Annotated in this window: 1 protein-coding gene; it reads left to right on the top strand. The window is 34.3% G+C overall.

What is annotated here, in order from left to right; genetic code table 11:
• Nucleotides 1-492 (top strand): hypothetical protein (locus tag AC1DND_RS29350; RefSeq protein WP_477586557.1); only part of this gene is annotated, 492 nt, incomplete at both ends.

The raw sequence follows: 492 nt of genomic DNA, 5'->3' as shown, positions 1-492 counted from the left end.
ACCTAGAAGTAACAAAATTTTCAAAAAAATATTTTCTAATACATATTATCTGCTGGACATTGTTTATCACCTATGAACTGACAATGGTCTATATTGCCTTAGGAACCCTAGAAAAACTTTACATTTATTTAGTTTTTTACGCTATCAATATTTCATTCTTTTATCTTTTTGCAACATTATTGGATTATGTTTTCGAAGAAAGGAAACGTCGATATTTCAAAGGCATTGCAGGTTACCTATTATTGCTCAGCCTATACATGATAACTAAATCTGTTGCTGACTATTTGGTTAGTAGTTCGCCTGCTAACCCATCCAATTCCATCATTTATATAGAAGGTTTCTTGCAGCGAAATATCATGAGAGCATTATACTTCTCTATTTTGGCCATGTTTTATTGGGCTGCAGGTCATATATCCTATTTTCGTCGGCAGGCTGCGGAAGCTGAAAAGCGACAGTTAATTATTGAAAAAGAAAAGGCAGAGCTGGAAACCC

It is taken from the genome of Pedobacter sp. 01N416, assembly GCF_056399685.1.
The sequence above is the reverse complement of the archived record's forward strand: the minus strand, read 5'-3'. Positions and strand labels throughout refer to the sequence as shown.